We start from the raw sequence: 18,490 nt of genomic DNA, 5'->3' as shown, positions 1-18,490 counted from the left end.
TTGTAATTATTTAAGGGTTATTATTAAAAATTTAAATTATTATTGAATGAAGTATCTTAATTTAACTGAGAAAGCGCGACCCGGTTTTTGAACTTTGAAATAATCGTATACTTTTACATCGGTAATATTTCTGCACTCAAAAGCAAAATTGTATTTCCCATTTAAGAAAGAATAAGAAACCATTGCATTTTGAGTAAACTGCTCTGGAATTGCTTTTTTAGTTTCAAGTTCACCCAAAACTGGCCATGTTAAATAAAAAGCATCTAAATAATTTGCACTAACATTAAGGGTAAGTCGGTCGTGTTTGTATTTGATATTTTTGAATGAAAAAGCTAAATCAGCATTACCAAAAAAGATAGGTACATTTGGTAATTGTGCATTATACAGTGCATCCGGAACCTCCAAATTATCTTTTTTAACAAATTTATTTGTATTAACCTGCTTTTGATAGGTCGCATTTACTTCAAAACTTAAAAAATCATCATATGCATAACGAATTACTCCATCGACACCGGTAACACGAACACTTTGTAGATTTTTATAACTAGATGTATTTCCAACAGGAACCATTTGTATAAAATCTTTAGCATTTCTGTAAATCAAACTACTTTCAGCTCCAAAATGATGTTTGTTTTTTTGAGCAATTAATACAAGTCCAAAATTTACATTATCACTACTTTCAGGTATTAATCCAGTATTACTTGTAATTGTTACTCCACTATCTCCATACATCTCTCCAGGCGAAGGCAAACGATATGCATGTTCATAGGATGCTTTTGTTTGTATATTTTCCGTTAAATGATATGTTGCAGTAACTCCATAACCATAATTTGTAGATGAGGTAGATTCTTTTTTGTCCTTAATTACTGAGCTTGAACGAAAATCAAACATCTTTCCAAATACAGATGCTGAAAATCGATTATCAAAACCGCTCACATTATATACAAGTCCCAAAACATTTTTATCAAAAGAAGGTTCACCTAAATCAATAGTATTTATATATCCTTCCTTTTCTTTACGTTTATAACTCGTATATGTATGATTAAATGCTATAGATTGGTGCTCATCAATTTCATATTTGATATTGGTTATTGTCAATAAATTCTTTTCATCATATAGATAAAATGTTTTTTTATTATCATTTAATTCACCCTTATCACTAGCTCCTCCAAAACTTCTATAAGTATAATTTCCTGCCCAATCATAAACCCTAGATGAAGTGTCAATTGTACGGTTGTTTACCAAACTATAAGTTGTATTGAAGTTTACAGAAAGTCCCTTAGTAAAAAGATTGTTTTTCTTGTATTTCAAAGAAGATATAAAAGCCTCACCGTCCTTAAAAGCTTGACCAGCTACTTTATCCATGCTTATTCCTTGCTGAATCTCTTTCTTATTACCAGACATCACGAAACCAACAAGTAAATAATCTGCAAATGATTTATTTTTAAAACCAGTTTCTGCCATTATTGCACCTGATTTATAACCATCATTGAAGTGACGGTATTTTTTTTCTGGTAAATAAGATCCAGTAGCTTTATCAGCAATACTTACGTCTACTTTATAGTCATTATCAGAATAGTTACCAAAAGCATTTAAATTCAAAATAAGGCCAGATTTGTTTGTAAAACGTGTATTTACAGCCATTCTATGTGTATTGAATGATCCAAAACTATAAGAAGCATCAATGTAACGATCAACACTTTTATTCGTTATAATATTAACTGCACCACCTAAAGCATCTGAACCTAACTCTATAGGAACAACTCCTTTGTACACATCAATCCTTTCAGCCATATTTACTGGAATATTATTCAGTGTAAGCGAAGAACCAAAGCTCTCCATTGGAACTCCGTCTAGAAAGAATTTCACTTGATCTCCTGAAAACCCATTCAATGTAAAATTAAAATCAGAACCCATTCCTCCAGATTCACGAACACGAACCCCAGTTGTTTTATTCAAAATCTGATTTAAATCGGCAGAAGTATTGTATGTTTTTTTCAGATCGACAGCCGTAATGTTATAAGCCTGCTCTCTAACTCGTTGCACTTTAGATTTTCCTGTTACAGCTACTTCTTTTAGTGCAGCCATATCTTCTTGTATCGTGATATTTGGAACTACTTTGCCGCCTTTTAATAAAGTAATCGCAGTATAACTTGTTTTATAACCTACATAAGTAATCACTAGAACATAATCTCCTGGTTCAGCATTCAACTTATATTCTCCCTTACTATTTGTAAGTGTAGCATAAGCTGTTCCTTTTAAAGCTACAGAAACTGCTTCGCCCGGCATTTGGTTCGTTATCAAAACAACTCCAGAAATAGTTGATTTATTTTTTTGTGAAAAACCTTGTATTGTGGTCATTAAAACCAATAATAGAATTCCTATTTTATGTAGTCGCATTAACTTTTAATTAAAAATGAACAATAGATATGTGAATTAATTTATGACAAAATTAACTATTAGAGACAAACCAATCAAGTTTGTTTTTAATTATTCTAAATAAGCATAATTTTTAACTTTTATAATAACTTTAATTTAATGAAAAGGAAGTTTAATAACACTTTTGTTAATTTTAAACATAAAAATCTTAAAAAAATGTGTCATATTTCATTAAAATAATAGAGTAATCACATTGACAATAACTCCCATGTATACAAAAAAGTAGCCCGTTTAAAAATTTAAACGGGCTACTTTTAAAAAATAATTAAACGATTAATCTATATTTTTAATTCCAAAATTGTCTTTTTAATTACTTCTATCACGATTTGAATATCTTCTTTGCTGGTTCTCCAATTTACAAATGAAGCTCTAATTCCTTTGCGGTTTAAATATACCGTAGGAGTCATAAATACTTTTCCTGTGTCATTTAGATGTGTCAAAAACAAATTTACTTTATCCTGATTATGATCTCCTGATAACGTAAAACAAACATTATTTAATCTCGTTGGAGCTAATAACTCAAAGTTCTCACTCCCAACAATAAATTCATCAAATTGCAATGCGAGTTCAATACTGTTTTCAACTATATCCTGATAACCCTCTTTACCATAAGCCAATAAAGAAAACCAAACTGGCAATGCTTTTAATCGTCTTGAATTCTCAGGTAAAAAATTTAAGAAACTAAAGTTCTCTAATGGATCTCCTAAGTACGGGGCATTCGAATTTTGGAATGTTTCTATCTGCAAAATTTTATGTTCTTCTTTTATCAAATAAAATGCACTTTCATAAGGCACATTTAGCCATTTATGACAATCTATAGTAATACTATCCGCAGTCTCCCATCCGTTTAATAAATGTTTGTATTTAGGCGAACAAGCGGCAAAGCCACCAAAAGCAGCATCGATATGCCACCAGAATTGATACTTTTCTTTTAGTTTATTTATTGCAATAAAATCATCAAAATCTCCTGTGTTTACAGTAGCAGCGCTTGTTATTACAATAAAAGGTTTCCCATTTAAAGCTTGAATGTTCTTTTCTAAATCAACGACATCAATTGCTTCTCTATTTCCTTCGAGTGTTTTTATTTTTGTAAAGTTCTGACTTCCTATTCCTAACATCGACAAGCATTTTATAGAAGACGAATGTGGAGTTGCAGATAAAATGGTAATTGGTTCATCTATTCCATTCTTAGCAAAGTCCTTTCCTAATTGCTTTCCTAGCCATTGTCTCGCAACAGCCAAAGAAGTAAAATTAGACATTGTAGCACCAGTAACAAATCCGCCTAGGAATGATTTTGGTAAATCTAATAATTGCAATAATAAATTAATTGTTTCAATTTCTATTAAAGCCGATACTCCTCCTTGCGCCTTTACCGTCTGTGTATTTTGGTCATAAATAGTAGTCAACCAATCTCCAACTATCGAAGCAGGTGTAGTCCCGCCAGTAACAAACCCCCAATATCTTGGCCCAGATGATGCTACCATTAAAGGAGCTAATCGCTGATTAAATTCATCCAAAGTCGATAATGTACCTAAACCTGATTGATTTAAATTCCTATCGGTTGTTATCGTATTTGAAGTTGAAGTTGGAACTGTATCTAGGGAATTCAAAAAATCTAGCCCTTGTTGTTTTACTTTCTCAAGTATATTTTCAATATCGTTTAAATCTTGTTGAAATGTTGTATTCATTTATAGCGGTCTTTTATGTAGTTACCTAAAACATCATTCACGACAAAAACAGTAAGTTAATTGTACTGTTTATGCGAATTATGAAATAGTGTTAAATTGAAATAGGAAATAGTAATGTAGGTTACCATTTAGTCTTCTCCGAAAATCGGGAGACCATCATTGACGAAATCACATCGCCATTGGCATTTAGTAAAGTAGCAATTGGATCAACAAGCGTTCCCAATATCATTGCCACTGGCAAAGCTTCTGCCATTGGAAATCCATAAACAGTTATTGCCAAAACTTCTCCGATATAGCCTCCGTTAGGAATTCCTCCTTCTACGATTGATACAATTACTGTAATTCCTAATGCCATCAGTATTGTACTTGGTTCTGTAAAATCTTTTCCGAACATGGTAAACAATACGGTAATTTTTAAGATAGATGACATACTCGAACCATCTTTATGCAATGGTGCTCCGAGTGGAATAACCACATTACGAACACGAGCAGGAATTCCCATTTTTTCAGCAGCTTCTAGATTGGCAGGGATTGTTGCAATGCTACTACAAGTTCCTATAGCTGTAAGTGCAGGCGTTACATTATTAGTCCAAAAAACTATAAAAGCTCTTTTCCCTCCTGCTACTAAAGCATAAAAGCTAAAGAAAACAAAGAAATAAAATACACAAGCTCCATAATAAATCCCCAATGGTTTGGCATAAACTCCAAATAATTGTGGTCCATAAAAACTAACCTGATACGCAAAGTAAGCTCCTAAACCTATTGGAGCCATTTTCATTATAATATTTAATAACTGCTTCATTACTTCATTTCCTGAATCCAAGAAACTCTTAAAACTTGCTCCTTTTTCTCCCGATTGCAAAGTTGCAAAACCTATTAAAAAAGAAAAAATGATAAGTGCCAACATACTTTTTCGCGACAATAACTCGAAGAAGTCATTTGTTGTTACTAATTGTGCTATCTGATCTCCAACGTTTCCTGTTGCAATATTCTCAAGTGGAATTTTAGAAACGATAATATTTTGATGAATTGGAAAAAGATAAACTGCTATAATCATAACTATAGCCGAAAGAAGTAACGTTGCTAGAAAAACGGCTACCATCACAACGAATAATCTACCTAACTTTTCTGTTTTTTCTAAATTGGCAATAGAAGATGTTATTGTAAAAAAGATTAGCGGAATGATTGCTGTAAAAAGTAAATTCAAGAAAATATCACCTATTGGCTTTATTATCTCTATGTCTTTACCAAAGACTAATCCTAAAACACTTCCCGCAATAATACCACCTAGGAGTAAAAGAATACTGCTGTAATTTTTTAAAAAATTGATTTTTTTAGTCTCCATAATTAAGAAGTATTAGTATTTTAAAATTATGCTAAATCTTTTAACAATCAACAACTTAACTTATTCTATTTTTCTAAAACAATCGTAGTAAATTCTCTATCAACAAGTTCTCCTGTTTTACTTTTTACTTTTTCAGTTTGATTTTCTGTCTTGATAACCTTAAAAGGAGTCTGACTAATTAGTTTTTCGACTTTTTCGGTATTATAAAGTTCGAATTCAAACGCAGTAAACGGAAGCTTTTTCATAAAACTTTCTTGTGCGAATGTTAGGCTAAAGATTCCTTTGTTATCTAACACTCTGTATATTTCCGAAAGAAATTTTACAGGTTCTTGCCAAAAATATAACGTATTCACTGTAAATATTTTATTGAAATGTGCATCGGGAAATGGAATTTGATTTCCATCGTAAAGCAAAAAGAAAGCTTGTTTTTGAGAAACATAATTTCTGTTAATCTGACGCGCTTCTTGATACATAAGCTCAGACATTTCGAGTCCGTAATACTTTAAATTAGAGCTTTGCTCCATTAAATACTCAAGATGAGCAGCGTTGCCATGACCTAATTCTAATATTATATCACCTTGTGAAATATGTAGATTTTGAATTGAACTTAGCGTCATATTGATGTTTGTTTCATGCATCATATTTGCCATTTCAATTCCTTTTTGTCCTTCTGGTTTTTTTAATTGAGATGCAATTGATTGTAATTCTTCTTTTTCCATAATTGTTGAAACTATTATAAATTAAAATTAACAACTCCTAATGCCCTAGCCCAGATGGGAGCGGCATCCTTTTTATCCGCTTTATTTTGCGGATAAAAAGATACAGCGTACAGCTTGTTCCGATAGTTATCGGAATAGCTCCTTGCCTTTTTTAGAATTATAACACCAAAAATAGACTAAAAAACGTTACAAGCAATCTGGCGAATATTCTCTGATTTCCCCATTGAGTAATAATGCAAAACAGGAACTCCAGCTGCTTTTAACTCTAATGATTGCTGAATTGCCCATTCAATTCCTACTTGCTTAATCTCAGCATTATTCTTGCATTTATCTACCTCATGAATTAAATCTTCGGGTAAATCGATACGGAAAATCTGTGGTAATACTTGTAAATGTCTTTGAACTGCTATTGGTTTAATCCCTGGAATAATCGGAATTGTAATTCCCATTTCTCTAGCTTTTTCTACAAACTTAAAATATTTTGAATTATCAAAAAACATCTGTGTTACAACATAATCAGCACCTGCATCTACTTTTTCTTTCAATCTTTTTAAGTCAGATTGTAATGATGGAGATTCTAAATGTTTCTCTGGATAACCTGCCACACCAATACAAAAATCGGCTTTGTTATCAATATCCATTACTTCATGCAGGTATTTTCCTTGATTGAGCAAGTTGATTTGTTTTACTAAATCGACTGCATAATCGTTTCCTCCTAATTTTGGCATAAAATATTGTTCGTCTTTCATAGCATCTCCACGCAAAGCCATAACATTATCGATACCTAGGTAGTTACAATCTACCAAAAGATACTCCGTTTCTTCTTTGGTAAATCCGCCACAAAGTACATGAGGAACGGTATCTACATTGTATTTATGTTTTATAGAAGCACAAATCCCTAATGTTCCCGGACGCATTCTTGTTAGTTTTTTATCTAATAAACCATTTCCTTTATCAATGTAAATGTACTCTTCGCGAGAAGTTGTTACATCAATAAATGGAGGATTAAAATCCATTAACGGATCGATATTAGCGTATAATTCCTGAATACTTTTCCCTTTTTGTGGAGGAATAATTTCAAATGAGAATAATGTATTCCCGTTTGCCTTTTCTATATGTTTGGTTACTTTCATAATTATCCCCCTAACCCCCGAAGGGGGAATCCTGAAAGGGGTCATCAGGTTTGCGTTATTTTATTCTCCTTTTCCCCCCCTTCGGGGGCTAGGGGGACTAGTCTGCTATGTTTGGGTTTAGCCATTTCATGGCTTTATCTGTCGAAATACTTCTTCGTTTGGCGTAATCAACAACCTGATCTTCTTTTATTTTCCCTAGTCCAAAATATTTACTTTTGGGATTTCCGAAATAATATCCTGAAACTGATGATGCTGGCCACATTGCCATACTTTCTGTTAGCGTAACTCCTATCTCTTCTTCTACATTTAGTAATTTCCAAATAGTTGGTTTTTCTAAATGGTCTGGGCAAGCAGGATATCCCGGTGCTGGTCGAATTCCTTTATAATTTTCTTCAATTAAATCTTCGGTTGATAATGACTCATCGGCATCGTAACCCCAGAAATTTTTACGGACTTCCTCGTGTAAATATTCAGCAAACGCCTCTGCAAAACGATCTGCTAATGCTTTTACCATAATCGAATTATAGTCATCAAGATCTTTCTCAAATTCTGCAGCCCATTCGTCAACACCAAATCCTGTTGTTACACAAAACGCTCCCATATAATCAGTTACTCCCGAATCTTTTGGCAAAATAAAATCTGCTAGAGCTATGTTTGGCGCTCCTTTTGTCTTTTGAGATTGTTGACGTAGTGTCAAAAAGGTCCCCCTAACCCCCGAAGGGGGAACTTCTTCTTTTGTCGTTATTTCCGTTGTGCTGTTGTTGGTTTGCTTTTCGTCAATTTGAGCAACTCCCCCTTCGGGGGTTGGGGGGATGTCGTATAATTCAATATCATCATCGTTTACTTGATTCGCAGGGAAAATTCCGTAAATTCCTTTTGCTGTTAGTTTTTTCTCTTCCAAGATAACTTTCAACATCGCCTGAGCATCTGCAAAAACAGAAGTCGCTTCAGTTCCCACAACCTCATCCGTTAGAATTGCTGGATATTTACCAAACAATTCCCACGTTCTAAAAAATGGTGTCCAGTCGATATACGGAACCAAAACATCCAATTCTACTTCAATAACTTTCGCTCCTATAAATTTTGGTTTCGTCGGAGTATATTCGCTCCAATCCAATTGTAATTTATTTTTACGCGCTTGTTCAATTGTCAAGAAATTTTTATCTCTCGAACGATTTAAAAACGTTTCTCTAAAAGCGTCGTAATCAGCACGAATATCACTTGCATATACTTTACGATTATGATCTAATAAGTTTCCTGCAACAGTAACTGCTCTCGAAGCATCGTTTACGTGAATTACAGTTTCTCTATATTGTGGAGCGATTTTCACGGCTGTATGCGCACGCGAAGTAGTTGCTCCACCAATCATAATCGGAATTTTAATTCCTTGTTTGTCTAATTCTTTTGCCAAATAAACCATTTCGTCAAGCGAAGGTGTAATCAGTCCGCTTAATCCAATAATGTCTACGTTGTGCTCAATTGCTGCTGCAATAATTTTTTCTGGAGGCACCATTACACCTAAATCTACGATTTCGTAATTGTTACAGGCTAATACAACCGAAACAATGTTTTTACCAATATCATGAACATCTCCTTTTACTGTTGCCATCAGGATTTTTCCGTTTCCAGATTTATCTCCTGCTTGTTTACTTGCTTCAATATAAGGCAACAAATACGCCACTGCTTTTTTCATTACACGTGCCGATTTTACAACCTGTGGTAAGAACATTTTTCCGCTTCCGAATAAATCTCCCACAACATTCATCCCTGTCATCAAGTTAATTTCAATAACTTCGATAGGTTTAACTGCCGCCAAACGCGCTTCTTCAACATCTTCTTCTATAAAAGCATCGATACCTTTTACTAGCGAATGTGTTATACGCTCCTGAACGGTTCCTAAACGCCATTCTTGAATTGCTTTTTCATCACTTTTTACTTCTCCCTTTACATTCTCTGCAAAGTCCAAAAGTCTTTCGGTAGCATCATCGCGGCGGTTAAGAATTACATCTTCTACGTGTTCTAATAAATCTTTTGGAATATCATCATAAATCGAAAGCATCTCAGGATTTACAATTCCCATTGTCATTCCGTTCTGAATCGCATGATATAAAAACACCGAGTGCATAGCTTCACGAACAGTATCGTTTCCTCTAAATGAGAACGAAACGTTACTTACTCCACCACTAATATGTGCATGAGGTAAATTATCACGAACCCATTTTGTTCCTCTAAAAAAGTCCAACGCATTTAAGCGGTGCTCTTCCATTCCGGTTGCAACTGGAAAAATATTTAAATCGAAGATGATATCCTGTGGTGGAAAACCAACTTTATCTACTAAAATATCATACGAACGCTGACAAATTTCAACTCTTCGTTCAAAATTATCGGCCTGTCCAACCTCATCAAAAGCCATGATAATTGCAGCGGCACCGTAACGTTTGATAAGTTTAGCATGATGAATAAAAGCTTCTTCTCCTTCTTTTAGAGAGATTGAGTTTACAACACTTTTTCCTTGTACTACTTTAAGACCAGCTTCGATAATTTCCCATTTCGAACTGTCAATCATAATCGGCACTCTCGAAATATCTGGTTCGGATGCAATTAAATTCAGGAATTTAGTCATTGCCTGAACTCCATCAAGCATTCCTTCATCCATATTAATATCGATGATCTGTGCTCCACCTTCTACTTGTTGCCTCGCAATATCAAGTGCCTCGTCGTATTTCTCTTCCTTGATTAAACGCAAGAATTTTCTTGAGCCTGTTACATTCGTACGTTCTCCAATGTTTACAAAAACACTAGTAGGCGTAATAATTAACGGTTCCAATCCTGCTAATACAAGGTCTCTTCTATTTTCTGCCATTTCTTTTTTTTAATTTTCAACGAAATAAATTTCGTTGCTACAAATATGTCGTTCCTCTGGAACTTTTTAAAGAACCTTTAACTCAATTCCTTTCCATTATAATTGATACAAATATGTCGTTCCTCTGGAACTTTTTAAAGAACCTTTAACTTAAATTCTTTCCATTATAATTGATACAAATATCTCTTCATCTAGAACTTTTTAAAGAACCTTTAACTCAATTCCTTTCCATTATAATTGATACAAATATGTCGTTCCTCTGGAACTTTTTAAAGAACCTTTAACTTAAATTCTTTCCATTATAATTGATACAAATATCTCTTCATCTAGAACTTTTTAAAGAACCTTTAACTCAATTCCTTTCCATTATAATTGATACAAATATGTCGTTCCTCTGGAACTTTTTAAAGAACCTTTAACTTAAATTCTTTCCATTATAATTGATACAAATATCTCTTCATCTAGAACTTTTTAAAGAACCTTTAACTCAATTCCTTTCCATTATAATTGATACAAATATCTCTTCATCTAGAACTTTTTAAAAAACTTTTACTCAAAAACCGGCGCTATTCTCGGTTTATAATCTTTTGCTACTTCGGCAATTAATCGAATATGATCTGGAGTTGTTCCGCAACAACCACCGATGATATTGATTAAATTATCATCTAAATATTCTTTGATGAATGCTTGTGTTTGCTCTGGTGTTTCGTCGTATTGTCCAAACGCGTTTGGTAAACCTGCATTCGGGTGTGCCGAAACATTAAAGCTTGTATGTTGTGATAATGTTTTTAGATATGGTTTCAATAAATCGGCTCCTAAAGCACAATTGAATCCTACGCTTAATAACGGAATATGTGATACTGAAATCAAGAACGCTTCTACTGTTTGCCCAGAAAGTGTTCTTCCTGAAGCATCGGTAATTGTTCCCGAAACCATAATCGGAATTTCTATATTACGTTCTTCCTTTACTTCTTCGATTGCAAAAAGTGCTGCTTTAGCATTCAGCGTATCAAAAATAGTTTCTACCAACAGTAAATCGCAGCCACCATCCATAAGGGCTTCTACTTGTTGTTTGTAAGCAATACGTAAATCATCGAAAGTTACGGCTCTGTAACCCGGATCATTTACATCGGGTGACATACTTGCTGTACGGTTTGTTGGTCCGATTGAACCTGCTACAAAACGGGGTTTACTTGGATTTTTAGCAGTAAATTCATCTGCTACTTCTCTAGCCAATTTAGCCGATTCGTAATTTAATTCGTAAACGTACTCTTCTAGGAAATAATCGGCCATACCGATTGTTGTTCCCGAAAAGGTATTCGTCTCTACGATGTCTGCACCCGCTTCATAATAAGCGGCGTGGACATCGCGAATTGCTTGTGGTTGTGTTATGGATAGTAAATCGTTGTTTCCTTTTAATGGATGCGGAAAGTCTTTGAAACGCTCTCCTCTAAAATCTTCTTCTGAGAAATTATAGCGTTGCAACATTGTTCCCATTGCTCCATCTAGGATTAGGATATTTTTTTTTATTGCTTCTTGAATTGTTGACATTTTCTTCTTTTCTAACGTCCTAACAAGTTTTTAAAACCTGTTAGGACTACTATTTAATTTTTGTTGTTGTTTGAAATTCAAACCTAACAGGTTTTAAAAACGGGTTAGGTTGCGATTCCAAAAATTCAATATCATAGCTCTTTAGCCCCGATTACTTCACTTAATTTCTATTTTCATAGGAGTTCAGTGAACTTCGTTTACAGCGGTATCCTTTTTTTCTGGGGTTCAGAAAATAAGATATAGCAGAAAGCGGGAATGTTATGGGCAAAAATGCGCCAATAATTCGCTGCTGATACTGAATTTTGTTCAGTTTGATACGGTAAGTTTGTCAAGAAAAGTTTTGAGAAATACATTGCTGTATTATGTTGTTATCTATCTTTAATACAATGAATGTATAAAGTAGAATGTAGCACCTTCTTTATGATAAAGGGTTGCTAAGGTTTCAATGGGTCTATCCCTCCGCCTTTCGTGATAACTTTCAATAAAAATATGAACAGCGCAAAGTAAAGACATAAAGCTATCAATTGCAACTATTTTTTAAAGATTCTGAGCCACTAAGTTACTAAGGCTCTAAGTTTTTAAAACTTTATTAATGTTTTTGTTTTTATTTTGAGAATATATCCATCACTTCTTTATGATTTATAAATTCGTTAGTACGTAAATTTGAAGTATACAACTAAAAAAAGCCCAAACTAAAATAGTTCGAGCTTTCCTTTTTTTTAATCTTAGAACCTCAGTTACTAAGAACCTTAGCAACTTTTAAAAACTAAACAATTGCCTTAACAACTGCTTTTGGAGCTTCTTTACGAGTTCCATCAAATCCGTCTACTCCTGATACGGTAGTATATTTTAATACATATTTTTTACCTGGATTGATAATTTGATATGCTGCCTGACACATAAGTGTCGCTTCGTGAAATCCACAAAGAATCAATTTTAATTTCCCTGGGTAAGTATTTACGTCTCCAATTGCAAAGATTCCCGGAATATTAGTTTGATAATCTAATGCATTATTTACTTTAATTGCATTTTTTTCAATTTCTAATCCCCAGTCTCCGATTGGACCTAATTTTGGTGTTAATCCGAAAAGCGGAATAAAATAATCTGTTGGAATTATACGAGTTGCTCCGTTTTCTTCGATAACAAGTGACTCAATATGCTCTGCACCATTGATTCCGATTACCTCTGCAGGTGTAATTAACTTAATTTTTCCAGCCGTTTTTAATTCTTGTACTTTTTCTACAGAATCTAAAGCTCCTCTAAATTCGTTTCTACGGTGAATTAAAGTTACTTCTGAAGCTACATTTGCAAGGAATATACTCCAGTCTAAAGCTGAATCTCCTCCTCCTGCAATTACAACTCTCTTATCTCTGAATTTTTCTGGGTTCTTAATGAAGTATTTTACTCCTTTATTTTCATAAAACTCAATATCTTCAATAAGTGGCTTACGTGGCTCAAAACTTCCTAATCCTCCTGCAATAGCAACAACTGGCGCATGAAATTTAGTTCCTTTATTTGAGGTTACGATAAAACTACCATCTTCTTGTTTCTCGATTGTTTCAGCACGCTCTCCTAATGTGTAACCTGGCTCAAATTGCTTAATTTGCTCCTGTAGGTTATCAATCAAATCTCCTGCTAATACTTCTGGAAAACCAGGAATATCATAAATAGGCTTCTTTGGATATAACTCTGAAAGTTGCCCTCCTGCTTGCGGTAAAGCATCTAGGATATGGCATTTTAATTTTAATAATCCTGCTTCAAAAACGGCAAATAAACCAGTTGGACCAGCTCCTATTATAAGTATGTCTGTTTTAATCATTATGAGGTTGTTTATAATCATTCTTAATAATACAAAGAAACGAATAATTTATTCTAATGTCAATGATTTTTATCATTGATTTCTTTGTGGAATTTTTTACTCTTTATTTTTTAACGATGCGGTAATTTCGTTCATCTTTCTAACCTTATCTTCAAAGTTGCCTTTTAGTGTTTTCCTGTACTCATTGAGGTTTTCAACCATTTTATTAATGTCTTCAGGAATAACTTCTTCAAAAAATTCTCGAAGTCTTTTGGCCGTTGTTGGTGATTTACCATTGGTAGAAATAGCAATTTTAACATTTCCCTTGGTTACGATACCACCTAAATAGTAGTCACATAATTCGGGAGTATCGGCAATATTACAAATCAGATATCTTTCTCTTGACAAATCATATATCTTTTTATTCACCAACAAATCATCCGTACAAGCAATAACCATATGCCTTTTTTTTAGCATCTTTTTCTTGAACTTTGCTTTTGTTAAGGTCAAATTATACTTTTCACCCAGAATCTCAATTTCGGGTAAAAAGGTAGTTGCAACAACCTCCACATTAGCATTGGGACTTGATTTTAATAAAAAAGAAAGTTTTTCTAACCCCACATTTCCACCGCCTACTATAAGCACATTAAGCTTATGTAGTTTTAAAAATATTGGATATAATTCGTTTCTTTCCATTACAATCGTATTTGACTTGATACAAATTCTTCGTAAAATCCTTTTAGTTTAGTGCTTTCTCTAACTACTTCGCCAATTATAATGATTGCTGGAGAAGCTAATTTTTTCTCCATAGCAACTTTTTTAATTGTACTTATAGTTCCGATTCCGACTTTCTCGTCTGGAGTTGTTCCGTTTTGAATAATCGCAATTGGAGTTTCTCCTTTTTGTTCTTTTTGAAACAAAGCAACTATCTGCGCTAGCTTACTCATTCCCATTAAGATAACTACTGTAGCCGAAGATTGAGCTGCCAATGCAACATCAGTAGATAATTTTCTATCTGAAGTTGTTCCTGTAATGGCCCAAAAGCTCTCTGAAACACCTCTTTTAGTTATCGAAATTCCCAAATTAGCAGGAACTGCAATTACCGATGATATTCCAGGCACTACAAATGTAGGTATTCCGAAGCTCTCCACGTATTCTATTTCTTCACTTCCGCGTCCAAATACAAATGGATCTCCCCCTTTTAAACGCACCACATTACCATAAGTCAATGCATTATCAACTATTAATTGGTTAATCTGATCTTGAGTATAGGCATGATTTGCTATTCGCTTGCCAACAAAAATTCGAATTGCATTCTTAGGCGCATATTCTAAAATTTCTTCATTAGCCAAAGCATCATACAAAACCACATTTGCTTCAGCAAGTGCTTTTACACCTTTTAAAGTCATCAAATCAGGATCACCAGGACCTGCTCCGACTAAAGTTACTTTGGGTTTTACTGTATTAAGCATTAGCTAAATCTTTGGCTCTATATTTTTCGATTGTATCAAAAAATGAAATTCCTTCTTGGATGTATTGTTTTGCAAATGCTTCTGAAGGTTCAACTTTATTGATTTGATAAACTAATTCTCTGAATGTTGTTGGCAATTCAATTTTTGAAGTAGCTATAAAAACAGTATCAAATAAATCAACAATTCCTGCATGATTATTTGTTTTCTCATTTTCTGAAAGTAACAATGCTTTGGCACCATTTACAAATCCTGCATAGGCATGATAGATTGCATCTGACCATTTGTTTTCGTCGAATGATTCCTGAGCAAATGTTAATTTGTCTTTTGCTTCTAATAATAAAGTAGCAACCAAGTCAATAACAACACCAGCACATTCTCCAACTCCAACTGCTTTTACGTAGTTATCGGCATTACCCCAATCTACAAAATCAGCTTCGGTTAAATTCGTTACATCAGCGAAAGGTTTCAATATTTCATAAAAATATTTCTCTCCTTTTGCATCATAATAAGTAAGGAATTTTTCTCCTTTTGCATTAGCATCAAAATCATTTAAGATAGTACGCAATGCATCTGGTCCTCTACGGCTAGGAATTTTTATTACTTTATCAGCAAATCGTCCTGAACCATTTCCTAGTTTTCCTCCTCCTAACAAAACTTGCAACGCTGGCGCTACTAATTTACCTGAGTTAATTGACATTCCTTGAAATCCAATTGCAGACATATTATGTTGCCCACAAGCATTCATACAACCACTAATTTTTATTTCAATTTCATGATTATTGCTATATTGAGGATATTCAGCATTTAGAACTTTCTCTAATTCTTCAGCAATTCCTGTACTACTTGCAATACCTAGGTTACAAGTATCTGTACCTGGACATGCAGTAATATCGGCTGTTGAATTATATCCTAAATTAACGAATCCTAATTTTTCTAATTCTTGATAAAAGAAAGGCAGATTCTCTTCTTTTACGTGACGAATTACAATATTTTGACGCAACGAAAAACGCAATTCATTTGCTGCATAATTTTTAATTAAATCGGCTAATATTCTCGCTTTATCGGTATAAAAATCACCTAATAACACTTTTATTCCAATAGCAGAATAACCTTCTTGCTTTTGAGCAATTACATTCGATTTTTTCCATGCTTCATAAGCTACTGGATCTTTAATCGTAACAGCTGGAACGGTCAATAATGGTTCAGCAATAGGTGCATCAAAAGCAGTTGTATCTATTTCGTATGTTTCAAAAGCGATTGCTTTTTTCTCTTTTTCAACCAAATCCAAAAAAGCATCTCTACCCATTTCTTTGATTAAAAATTTCATACGCGCTTTCATTCTTTTTGCACGTTCTCCGTATCTATCAAAAATACGAATCACTCCTTCTGCTGTTGGTATAATTTGGTTAGCAGGAACAAATTCCGAAAGTAATTCGGCATGTGCTGGTTGCGAACCTAATCCTCCACCTAACATTATTTTGAATCCACGAACACCATCTACAATTTTTGGAATAAATCCTAAATCATGCAAATAACTTAAAGCTGTATCTTCATCTGATGATGAGAACGAAATTTTAAATTTACGTCCCATTTCCTGACAAATAGGATTTCTTAGCAAATACTGAAATAAACCATGTGCATATGGCGAAACATCAAATGGTTCATTTACATCTACACCTGCTAATTCGCTAGCTGTAATATTACGAACGGTGTTACCACAAGCTTCACGCAAGGTAACATCATCTTTGGCCAAATTTGCCCAAAGCTCTGGAGTTCTATCTAAACTTACATAGTGAATCTGAATGTCCTGACGTGTTGTAATATGCAAACGCCCTGTAGAATATTCATCAGAAACTTTAGTGATACGTACTAATTGCTCACTGGTAACTTTACCAAAAGGCAATTTAATACGAATCATTTGAACGCCTTCTTGACGCTGTCCGTAAATTCCACGTGCTAAACGAAGACTACGAAAACGTTCATCATCAATTTTTCCTCCACGGAATAAGTGAATCTTTTTTTCTAAATCGATAATCTCTTTTTGAACTATCGGATTTTCTATTTCTGTTCTAAAACTTTCCATTTTTCTATTTCGCTTTCCCTTCCCAACCCTCCCCGAAGGGGAAGGAGTAAAACTGGAGAATTAATATATTTTTTTATCTAAATTCTTATTCATTCCCCATTCGGGGGTTAGGGGAATTTATCGAATAAACCCTACTCCTGCAGTTGTATTTGTAGCAGTATCAATCAGGATAAATGCTCCGTTTGATTTATTATCATTGTAAGCATCAAAATATAAAGGCTTACTTAATTTAATAGTCACCTCTCCTATTTCGTTTATGGCTAACTGAGTTGCTGGGGTTGTACCTGAGTAATCAGTTGCAATTGTATTTTTAATACTTTCCACTTTTGCCAAAACTCTATTTGTATTATGCTGAACGATATATTTTGTTCCTGGAACTAACTTTTTTGAGTCCATCCAACAAATTGTTGTTGTGATATCTTTCTCTATTTTTGGAAGCTCTGACGATTTCACAATCATATCTCCTCTAGTTACATTGATATCGTTTTCTAATTCAATTGTTATTGAAGAACCAGCAATTGCTTCGTCGAATTTTTTATCAAAAAAGTGAATATGCTTTACTTTAGATTCTGTTAATGAAGGTAAAACTGTTACAGCATCTCCTACTTTTATTGAATTCCCATATAATTTACCTGCGTATCCTCTAAAATCATGGTACTCTTCTGTCTTCGGACGAATAACTGTTTGAACTGGGAAACGTGCTTTTCCTTTTTCAAAAACATCTGTTGGCTCTAAAGCTTCTAAATGTTCCAAAACAGTTTGCCCATCGTACCATTTCATGTTTTCTGACTTATCAACTACGTTTCCACCGTTGATAGCACTTAACGGAATATAACTTACGTTTTGCTCCTTAAAAGTACTTTTAGCATTTAATGCCTGAAAATCGGCTTTGATTTTATTAAATACTTCTTCAGAATAATCAACTAAGTCCATTTTGTTAATCGCTACAATAACCTCTTTTACTCTCAATAAATTATTGATAAAAAAGTGACGGTATGTTTGTTCGATTACTCCTTTTCTAGCATCAATTAAAATGATTGAAACTTGTGAAGTTGAAGCTCCCGTAACCATGTTACGAGTATATTCTACGTGCCCAGGAGTATCAGCAATAATGTAACTTTTCTTAGCAGTCGAAAAATAAATATGAGCTACATCAATAGTAATTCCTTGTTCTCTTTCTGCTACCAATCCATCAGTTGCAAGAGAAAAGTCTAAATAATCGTATCCTTTTAGTTTACTACTTTTTTCAATTGCTTCGATTTTATCTGTAGTCAATGACTTTGTATCATACAATAATCTTCCGATTAAAGTACTCTTTCCGTCATCTACGCTTCCTGCTGTTGCTATTTTTAAAACTTCCATATCTTATCTATTTTTCCCCTCCCCAACCCTCCCCAAA

The 18,490-nt window shown here is 33.9% G+C and carries 12 protein-coding genes and 1 riboswitch; all 12 genes read right to left on the bottom strand.

All coding sequences use genetic code 11. The annotated features are described in order from the left end of the window. Positions 1 to 39: 39 nt before the first annotated feature. Complete coding sequence (locus tag QWY99_RS01490; RefSeq protein ID WP_290260141.1) at positions 40 to 2,400, bottom strand: TonB-dependent receptor; 2,361 nt, start codon at positions 2,398 to 2,400, stop codon at positions 40 to 42. 317 nt (positions 2,401 to 2,717) lie between these two features. Continuing rightward, positions 2,718 to 4,127, bottom strand: coding sequence for a pyridoxal phosphate-dependent decarboxylase family protein (locus tag QWY99_RS01485; RefSeq protein WP_290260139.1), 1,410 nt, complete (start codon positions 4,125 to 4,127; stop codon positions 2,718 to 2,720). A 121-nt stretch (positions 4,128 to 4,248) separates the two neighbouring features. Further along, on the bottom strand, positions 4,249 to 5,472 hold the full coding sequence (locus QWY99_RS01480; RefSeq protein ID WP_290260137.1) for a dicarboxylate/amino acid:cation symporter: 1,224 nt from the start codon (positions 5,470 to 5,472) through the stop codon (positions 4,249 to 4,251). A gap of 65 nt (positions 5,473 to 5,537) precedes the next feature. Next, on the bottom strand, positions 5,538 to 6,191 hold the full coding sequence (locus QWY99_RS01475) for a class I SAM-dependent methyltransferase (protein ID WP_290260134.1): 654 nt from the start codon (positions 6,189 to 6,191) through the stop codon (positions 5,538 to 5,540). A 176-nt stretch (positions 6,192 to 6,367) separates the two neighbouring features. After that, positions 6,368 to 7,324, bottom strand: a complete 957-nt coding sequence (gene metF, locus QWY99_RS01470; protein WP_290260131.1) for a methylenetetrahydrofolate reductase [NAD(P)H] — start codon at positions 7,322 to 7,324, stop codon at positions 6,368 to 6,370. Positions 7,325 to 7,421: 97 nt separating this feature from the next. After that, a complete protein-coding gene (gene metH, locus QWY99_RS01465) occupies positions 7,422 to 10,187 on the bottom strand; it encodes a methionine synthase (protein ID WP_290260129.1) in 2,766 nt (921 codons plus the stop codon). Positions 10,188 to 10,736: 549 nt separating this feature from the next. Then, positions 10,737 to 11,738, bottom strand: coding sequence for a homocysteine S-methyltransferase family protein (locus QWY99_RS01460; RefSeq protein WP_290260127.1), 1,002 nt, complete (start codon positions 11,736 to 11,738; stop codon positions 10,737 to 10,739). Positions 11,739 to 12,103: 365 nt separating this feature from the next. Beyond that, positions 12,104 to 12,216, bottom strand: a riboswitch (SAM riboswitch). Between the two features lie 288 nt (positions 12,217 to 12,504). Beyond that, the gene (locus QWY99_RS01455; protein WP_290260124.1) at positions 12,505 to 13,557 is read right to left on the bottom strand and encodes an NAD(P)/FAD-dependent oxidoreductase; all 1,053 of its coding nucleotides are present in this window, start codon (positions 13,555 to 13,557) and stop codon (positions 12,505 to 12,507) included. A gap of 96 nt (positions 13,558 to 13,653) precedes the next feature. Next, positions 13,654 to 14,232 (bottom strand): precorrin-2 dehydrogenase/sirohydrochlorin ferrochelatase family protein, encoded by a 579-nt coding sequence (locus QWY99_RS01450; RefSeq protein ID WP_290260121.1) that lies wholly within the window; start codon positions 14,230 to 14,232, stop codon positions 13,654 to 13,656. Continuing rightward, positions 14,232 to 15,008, bottom strand: coding sequence for a uroporphyrinogen-III C-methyltransferase (gene cobA, locus QWY99_RS01445; protein WP_290260117.1), 777 nt, complete (start codon positions 15,006 to 15,008; stop codon positions 14,232 to 14,234). The genes QWY99_RS01450 and cobA overlap by 1 nt, the downstream gene beginning before the upstream one ends. Next, complete coding sequence (locus QWY99_RS01440; protein WP_290260115.1) at positions 15,001 to 17,091, bottom strand: ferredoxin-like domain-containing protein; 2,091 nt, start codon at positions 17,089 to 17,091, stop codon at positions 15,001 to 15,003. The genes cobA and QWY99_RS01440 overlap by 8 nt, the downstream gene beginning before the upstream one ends. Positions 17,092 to 17,208: 117 nt before the next feature. Further along, on the bottom strand, positions 17,209 to 18,453 hold the full coding sequence (locus QWY99_RS01435) for a sulfate adenylyltransferase subunit 1 (protein ID WP_290260112.1): 1,245 nt from the start codon (positions 18,451 to 18,453) through the stop codon (positions 17,209 to 17,211). Between the last annotated feature and the right edge of the window lie 37 nt (positions 18,454 to 18,490).

It is taken from the genome of Flavobacterium branchiarum, from assembly GCF_030409845.1.
GTDB lineage: Bacteria > Bacteroidota > Bacteroidia > Flavobacteriales > Flavobacteriaceae > Flavobacterium > Flavobacterium branchiarum.
This window is presented reverse-complemented; position numbering and strand designations above follow the sequence as displayed.